The organism is Candidatus Aeolococcus gillhamiae, from assembly GCF_016464765.1.
GTDB classification, from domain to species: Bacteria; Chloroflexota; Dormibacteria; order Aeolococcales; family Aeolococcaceae; genus Aeolococcus; species Aeolococcus gillhamiae.
Map to the genome: position 1 here is coordinate 1 of NZ_JAEKNS010000065.1, position 6,935 is coordinate 6,935.

A 6,935-nucleotide genomic window follows, 5' to 3' on the forward strand; every position below is an offset into this window, starting at 1 on the left:
AACTCGTCCGGGGTCAACGTCGACAGCATTGCCACTTGCTCGAAGCTGTTGCCACGCATGCAGGATCTCCTCGAATACCGTTGTGAGGAGACTCCCACATTTCTGTTTAACTCGTCAACCCCTTTTTCATCACCCTGCTAGGCCTGCGGAGGCGATTGATGCGAGACCAGACGTTGCAGATGTCCCCGGGCCCGCCCCGCAAGACGTCGCCCGCGTTGCGCGGCGATGTCGACGATCAGCGCGGCCGCGGCCCGCGGGCCGGTGGCCGAACGCAGGCGCCACAGGTCGCGCCCGCCGGTGGCGAAGTCCGCCTTGTACGCCTCCTCGCCGCGCAGCAGGTCGACCTCGCGGCTTCCGCGTTGGACGGCCTCGTCGATGAGCCTCGCCTGCAGCAGGGTGCCCGCCCCGTGCCAGCGGCGATCCGTGTCACGGCCACTCTGATAGTGGCTCACACGGCCGCCGACGTCGAAGGACACCGTCACGGCGATGGCGTCGTCGCCGGCGTACAGCGCGTAGAACAGCACCTCGCCGCGGCTGGCCGCAGCCCGGCACACCCCAGCGAAGCTGGCGAAGCCGTCGAGGAAGCCGGATGCGCCGCCCCATCGTTCCATGTGCAGGCGGCGCAGCAGCTGCAAGCCGGTGTCGAGATCCCCGACGAGCTCCACCCGGCAATCGCCTGCCTCGGCGCGCAACCGCTTGTCAGTCCGCGCCACCCGACGGCGCAGACCCGCGGAGCTCTGCATCGGCGTTCCCGCGGTCAGCGCGATGAAGGGCGCCGTGGCAGTGTGGTCGCGGCGCACGCGCCCGGGGAGGGCAGCCCTGACGAGCGACGACGTCACGATTCCGTCGAGATCGATCAACCTGTCGCCGCCACGGCTCAACCAGTCACGAAGCGCGCCGACGACGACCTGCTCCATGCTCGGCGCGGCAACGGCGTCGAGGTGATCGGGACAGAGGACTCCCGAGCCGAGCACGCGCAGCCGTTCGACACCGAGGTGGCGGTCGCGCTGCAACGCCAGGCCACCGATCAGCCTGTCCGCGCGAAGCACGAGCACGATGCTCGGCGAGCTTGTGGCCCCGGAGTCGAGCCACCACGAGCGCAGGAACGGAGAGGGAATCGGCATGCCCTGGACGAGATCGTCCCAGGCGCGCGCGTACTCACCCAAGGAGTCGCTGGCCTCGACGCGGATCGCTGGCGAAGAGTCAGGCTGGTGCTCTCCGCTGGTCACAAGGGCGTTACTCTACGTCAGTCGTCGGCCGGTTCCGATCACACTCGCGGGACCGCTCCGCACTTGTGGGGCCCTCCTCCCAACAATGATCGCGCGATAGAAATCGATGACTGACCTCGTTGACGTCCTGCGCACGGTCGTGCGACACCCGATGGTGGCCCTCCTGATGTTCCTCAACATCATGGTGATCACGGCGGCGTACCTCGCCCTGCAGACCCCGGTGTACCAGTCGACGGACACACTGCAGCTGTCGGCCACCGCCGCGGACAGCAACTTCCTGACCCAGATCAACTCGCTAACCCCGCTGTATTCCGCGCTGCTCAGCTCGCCGCAGACACTGGCGGTGGCACAGACCAACATCGGTCAGACGCAGCTCGCCCAGATCACGGTGGTGACGTTTCCGGACTCGCCGGTCATCAAGGTGAACGCCACCAGCGGCTCGGGGCCCGCGGCGGAGCTCTCAGCATCCGAGGTGGTGCTGGGCCTCAACCAGCGCCTGACCGGTTCGCAGCTCGGTGCACCGGGGATCACTATCGGAATCATCGACGGGCCTAGCTCGGCGGTGATCACGTGGCCCCGACCGGCGCTCACATTCGGAGCGGCCGCCTTCCTGGGGATCCTGCTGTCCACGCTGGCGGCATGGATCACCGAACGCGTGCAGCGGCGCCGCCGGGCCAGGAAGGCCGCGGCGACGGCGGCGACGGCGGCGAGGGCCGCGACCCCCACCGCTGAGCGGGTGGGACGGCTGCACCACGTGCCGGGTAGGCTGGACTACCCGCGCGTCACCAAGGCGGTCGGAGGACGCGACGCAAACAAAGGGCGTCGTGACGGAGGGCCGGCCACCTTCAGCATCGAGGGCATTGATGACAAGGACGGCGACGCGCAGCGTGGTGCGGCGCCGAGGCCAAACTTGGTTCCACCGAGCGGCGAAACAGGTGACGTCACAATCGGGTAGGCCACGCGGATCGTGAGCACCGTCTTCGCTCGACGAGCCGCGCGTGGCACGGTGTGGACCGCGGCTGCGACGTGGCTCAATCGCCTCTTCGTCCTGGTCGTCGTGCTCGTCCTCGCGCGGAACCTGGACGCTCGTCAGTTCGGCGTTCTTGGCGTCGCCACGCTGGCGGCGAATGTCGCTCTGCAGCTCAACGAGGGCGGCATGATCGACGCACTGATCTGGTGGCCGGGGCGGCAAGACCGCGACGCTGCTGAGACCACGCTTCTCAGTCTCATGGTCCTCGGCGCGGTCCTCGGCGGCCTTCTCGTCGCTCTGGCCCCGGCGATCGCGACTGTCTTCAGCGCTCCCGACGCCCTGCCGCTGCTGCGCGTGTACGGGATCGTGATCTTCGTCGACGCCACTGGCAGTGCCTACATTGGGATGTTGACGCGAGAGCTGGACTTCCGTCGTCGATTCTTCCCCGACGTCCTCCCGTCGGTGTGCGGCAGCCTCTTGACCGTCGGACTCGCGCTCGGCGGTGTCGGCATCTGGTCGTTGGTGATCGGCGACCTAGTGACAGGAATCTTGCGCATGCTCGTCGGCTTCGTGGTGGTGGGGCGGCACACGGTGCCGCGCTGGCATGCAGCGCTCGCCGCGAAGCTGATGCGCTTCGGACGTGCCGCGCTCGCCAGCACATTCCTGGAGTTCGCGCTCCAGAACATCGACTACGCGCTCGTCGCCCTGCTTCTCGGGCCCGTCGCGCTGGGTCTGTACACGATTGCGTTTCGCGTCGCGATCCTCCCGTTCCTCGTGGTCACCTGGGTCATCGCGGGCGTGGCGTTCCCGCTGTACGCGCGCGTCATCAACGACAGGCCCGCGGTGCAGCGAGTGCTCGAGCTCACCATGCGCGTGTGCGGCAGCCTCGTGGTCCTGATGGGAGTGGGGGTGGCCACCCTTGCGCCCTCTCTCGAGTTGCTCGGTCAGCGCTGGGCTCCCTCGGTGCCGGTGGCCCGATGGCTGGGCATCTACATCTGCATCCGCTCGGCCGCATTCACTGCCAGCAGCCTTCTGCGAGTGGTCAATCCCCGGGTCAATGCGCTGCTCAAGGGAGCCTGGGTGGTGCTCCTGGCGGTGCTGATCGCCACAGTGGGTCGCAACGGCATCACCACAGTCGGCGCCATCCAGGTGGTTGTGGCGATTCCCCTGCTGGCCGCGTATCTGCTGCTGGTGAGGCGCCTCGCCGGGGTGTCGATCTGGCCGGTCATCCTCGACATGGCCCGTATAGCGTTTGCCGCGGCAGTTGCGGCCGCGGCCACTCTCGCGCTGCGCCATGCCGTGGCGCCGCTTGCCGACCCGACGTCGCTCGGTGCGCTGGTGGTGCTCGGCATCGTGTTCTGCGCCACGTACGCGCTCGCGCTGGCGCTCATCCTGCCAGGGGTGGCCAGCGACGTGCGCGGCCTGCGTGAGCTGGCCGGGAAGAAGAACGAGACGGCGGCGCGCGCATTGGCCGCGGAGTCAGTGCCGTGAGGCCCACGATCGAGATCGCTGTGCGCGCCTGGGCGCGCGCGCCGGTGCCACTGGGGCCGGCGCTGATGCTGGTCGGCTACCACCGTATCGCCGACCGCGTGGACGACCTCACCGTGCGCCCGTCCAGGTTCGAGGAGCAGATGCGTTGGCTGGCCGCGCACCGAGCGCGCCTGCCAACCGTAGACGTCGAGAGGGCGGCGGCGCCCGCCACGGAGTGGCCGCACCGCGCGGTCGCGCTGACCATCGACGACGCCTGGGAGGACGTGTACCGCAACGGCCTGGCGGTGATGGCCGACGTGAAGCTGCCGGTGACCCTCTACGTCCCCAGCAAGCTGATCGGCACGCCCGAGTACATGACGCGCGAGCAGGTGCTCGAGTGCGCCGCGGCGGGGATCACGATCGGCGGCCACACCCGCAGCCACGCCGACCTGCGCAAGGTCGACGACACCGCCCTGGAGAGTGAGCTGCGCGGGGGCCGCGAGGATCTCGAGGACCTGGTGGGCCGGCCGGTCACTCAGTTCGCCTACCCGTTCGGGCACTTTGACGCGAGAGCCCGGGCCGCCGTGATCGGCGCCGGGTATACGTCGGCGATCACCACGCGCCGTGGCTGGGCACGCCCGGGTGGCGATCCCTTTACCATCCCCCGGAGCTTCATCGAAGACGTCAGCCTGGCCACCTTCACCGCCTCGGTGCGAGGCGGCCTCAGCGTCCTGACCGCGGCCGACTCGGTTCGAAGGAGGCGGAAGGGATAGGGGGCGGATACCACGGACGCATCGGTAACGGCACGGACTCGGACGACCGATGGCGGCAGATCCCGCCTGGGGAGGGCCTGATCTTGGCAGCATGCGCCACCGACCCTGGCACCACGTCACGATGATCGTCCGCAAGCGCTGGCTGGTGGCGCTGGTGCCGGCCCTGCTGGCCGGGGCCGTGGTGGCGACGCTGGGCACCATCGGCACCTCGGTCAAGGCGCCCGTGGCCAACACCAACGCCACCGGGACGCCCGGCACCACCCAGAGTCCAACCGACCGGCCGACGCCGTCGCCGACGCCGAGCGCCTCGCCGACGCAGACAGCCACCGCGGCTCCGGCGACCGGCACCCCGGTCACCTCCTCGACGGCGGCGTCGCGCTCCAAGCCGGCGGTTCACAGGGCCCTCCCCGCCCTCCCGGCCATCGGCGTCTTCGGTGGTTCGAGCATCGCGCAGATCGCCTTCGGCACCGGCCAGGACGCGTACCTGGGGCACACCAGCAGCTCGGTGTACGTCGAGATCAACGACTACGAGCACGGACGCGTCGGTCAGATCCACGCCGCCAACTCGGCGACCAAGGTGCTGGTGTACGCCGAAGTGCAGACCGAAGGACCGAATTCCTGCCAGTGGGACGCGAATCCGTCGTGGGGTGTCAGCTACTGCTACGCCACCAACAACCACCCCGAGTGGTTCCTGCTCAACAAGAGCGGGCAGCGCGCGCAGTACACCGACAACGGCTACTACATGATGGACCTCGGCTCGCCGACGTACCAGGCAGCGTGGGTGGCCAACGAGATCGCCATGGCGCACCGTGACGGCTTCCAGGGCATCGAGATGGACGACGTCAACCTCTCGCCCGGGCACGGCACCGATGGCACGCTCGCCAAGTACAGCGACTCGCAGTACGAGGCCACGGTACAGGCATTCGTGGCTGTGGTCAGCCCGCAGCTCAAGGCGGCCGGGCTGCTGGTCAGCGCCAACATCGGCAACGCGAATCCCTGGGACACCAACGCGCTCAACGAGTCAGTGCAGATCGCGGCCAGCCTCTCCATCTACAACCACGAGTTCTGGATGCGCTGGCAGCAGGGAACGCCCCTGATGAACGGCGCCGAGTGGGCTGCCTCCATCCACATGGAGGAGACGATCCAGAACACCGGCGCGGCGTTCACCGCGCTGACCTACGGCAGCATCAACGACGTCACCGCGATGCGCTACACACGGGCGAGCTTCCTGCTCGGCTGGAACGGCCGCGCCGGCAGCGCGCTCATCTACCGCCCCGACCCCGACCTTGTGGATCCGTATGCCGCGGACTGGACGACCGACGTCGGCGCGCCTAGCGGCGCCCGCTACGCGGTTGGCATCGGCTGGCGCCGCGACTTCGCGGCGGGGACCGTGGTGATCAACCCGGCCGGGAGCGGTTCGCAGACGTTCGATCTCGGTGGCAACTACCGCATGCCCGACGGCTCGGTGGTGTCCTCGGTGACGCTCGGTCCGACGTCCGCGCTGGTGCTTCCCGCGGCCTGATCGCTCGCCGCTACTGCGCTGCGTCGCCTTTCTGAGCGGTGTTCGCCGGTTCGATGAGCAGCACGTGCGCCTCCCACTCCGCCTTGGGACAGTGCTCGACGCCGCGCGGCACCACGAACAGCTCGCCCTCGGCCAGCTCGACGTCGCGGTCGCGCAGCTGGATGGTGACCCGGCCGCGCAACACGACGAACAGCTCGTCGGTCTCGCCGTGCGTGTGCCACACGAACTCGCCCTGCACCTTGACGACGACCAGCTTGTAGTCGTTGAGCCTGCCGACGACGTGCGGGCTCCACTGCTCGGTGAAGCGGGCGAGCTCCTCGGTGAGGTTGACCTTGGTGTCCACGGGTCCTCCTGAACAGGCGCGACGATCCACTACCGTGACTCTGCGCATGGAGGACGCACGCGCGGCACTCGATCCGGACGACGTGACCGTGGTCGCGGCGACGGCCAACGAGGCGCGGCCGGTGCGCCGGTTGGTGCCGCAGCTGCGCCTGGTGCGAGCGGGCATCGGACTGGCCGACCTGGGTGCGGCGCCGAACACGCAAGTGGCGTTCAGCGTCGGCCTGGCGGGTGGATTCGACCCGGAGCTGGCGCCGGGCACGGTGGTGATCCCGCGCGAGGTGGCTCGCGAGGACGGCGTGATGATGGCGTGCGACGCGGCCTGGAGCGCGGCGCTGCAGTGCGCGTCGATCCGGCTGGACTTCCCGACGGTGACCGAGCCGCTGCTGTGCGCGGCCGCGCTGGTGACGCACGCCGGCCGCGCCACGTGGTTCGCGAAGGGGTTCGCGGCCGTCGACATGGAGACGGCGTTGCTGACCGGGATGGTCCCACGCGTGGCGGCGGTGCGGGTCATCCTCGACACACCGCTGCACGAGATCTCGCCGGCGTGGGTCCACCCGCGCCGCGCCGCCGCCGACCCCCGCAACTGGCGCGAGATGGCGTGGCTGGCGCGCTGGGTGCCGCGCTACACG

Annotated in this window: 6 protein-coding genes and 1 pseudogene; 5 read left to right on the plus strand and 2 right to left on the minus strand. The window is 69.3% G+C overall.

Annotation, left to right across the window (positions count from 1 at the left end; genetic code table 11):
• Window positions 1-137: 137 nt before the first annotated feature.
• Window positions 138-1,229: a GNAT family N-acetyltransferase gene (locus JF886_RS05820; RefSeq protein WP_337310509.1), complete on the minus strand. Its 1,092-nt coding sequence runs from the start codon at window positions 1,227-1,229 to the stop codon at window positions 138-140.
• A 106-nt stretch (window positions 1,230-1,335) separates the two neighbouring features.
• Here JF886_RS05820 and JF886_RS05825 point away from each other — a divergent pair, with 106 nt between their 5' ends.
• The 4 genes from JF886_RS05825 (at window position 1,336) to JF886_RS05840 (ending at window position 5,964) form a co-directional block, all read left to right on the plus strand.
• Window positions 1,336-2,184, plus strand: coding sequence for a YveK family protein (locus JF886_RS05825; RefSeq protein ID WP_337310511.1), 849 nt, complete (start codon window positions 1,336-1,338; stop codon window positions 2,182-2,184).
• Between the two features lie 12 nt (window positions 2,185-2,196).
• Window positions 2,197-3,690, plus strand: coding sequence for an oligosaccharide flippase family protein (locus JF886_RS05830; RefSeq protein ID WP_337310513.1), 1,494 nt, complete (start codon window positions 2,197-2,199; stop codon window positions 3,688-3,690).
• A complete protein-coding gene (locus JF886_RS05835; protein WP_337310514.1) occupies window positions 3,687-4,442 on the plus strand; it encodes a polysaccharide deacetylase family protein in 756 nt (251 codons plus the stop codon). The genes JF886_RS05830 and JF886_RS05835 overlap by 4 nt, the downstream gene beginning before the upstream one ends.
• 91 nt (window positions 4,443-4,533) lie before the next feature.
• The gene (locus tag JF886_RS05840; protein WP_337310516.1) at window positions 4,534-5,964 is read left to right on the plus strand and encodes a putative glycoside hydrolase; all 1,431 of its coding nucleotides are present in this window, start codon (window positions 4,534-4,536) and stop codon (window positions 5,962-5,964) included.
• 10 nt (window positions 5,965-5,974) lie between these two features.
• Here JF886_RS05840 and JF886_RS05845 read toward each other — a convergent pair whose 3' ends face one another.
• Window positions 5,975-6,355 carry a cupin domain-containing protein gene (locus tag JF886_RS05845; RefSeq protein WP_502711400.1) on the minus strand — a complete coding sequence of 127 codons (381 nt, stop codon included), beginning with the start codon at window positions 6,353-6,355 and terminating at the stop codon, window positions 5,975-5,977.
• Between JF886_RS05845 and JF886_RS05850 the strand changes: the two are divergent.
• Window positions 6,354-6,935 (plus strand): annotated as a pseudogene (locus JF886_RS05850) (hypothetical protein); the annotation flags it as partial. The gene JF886_RS05845 and the pseudogene JF886_RS05850 sit on opposite strands and share 2 nt — an antisense overlap.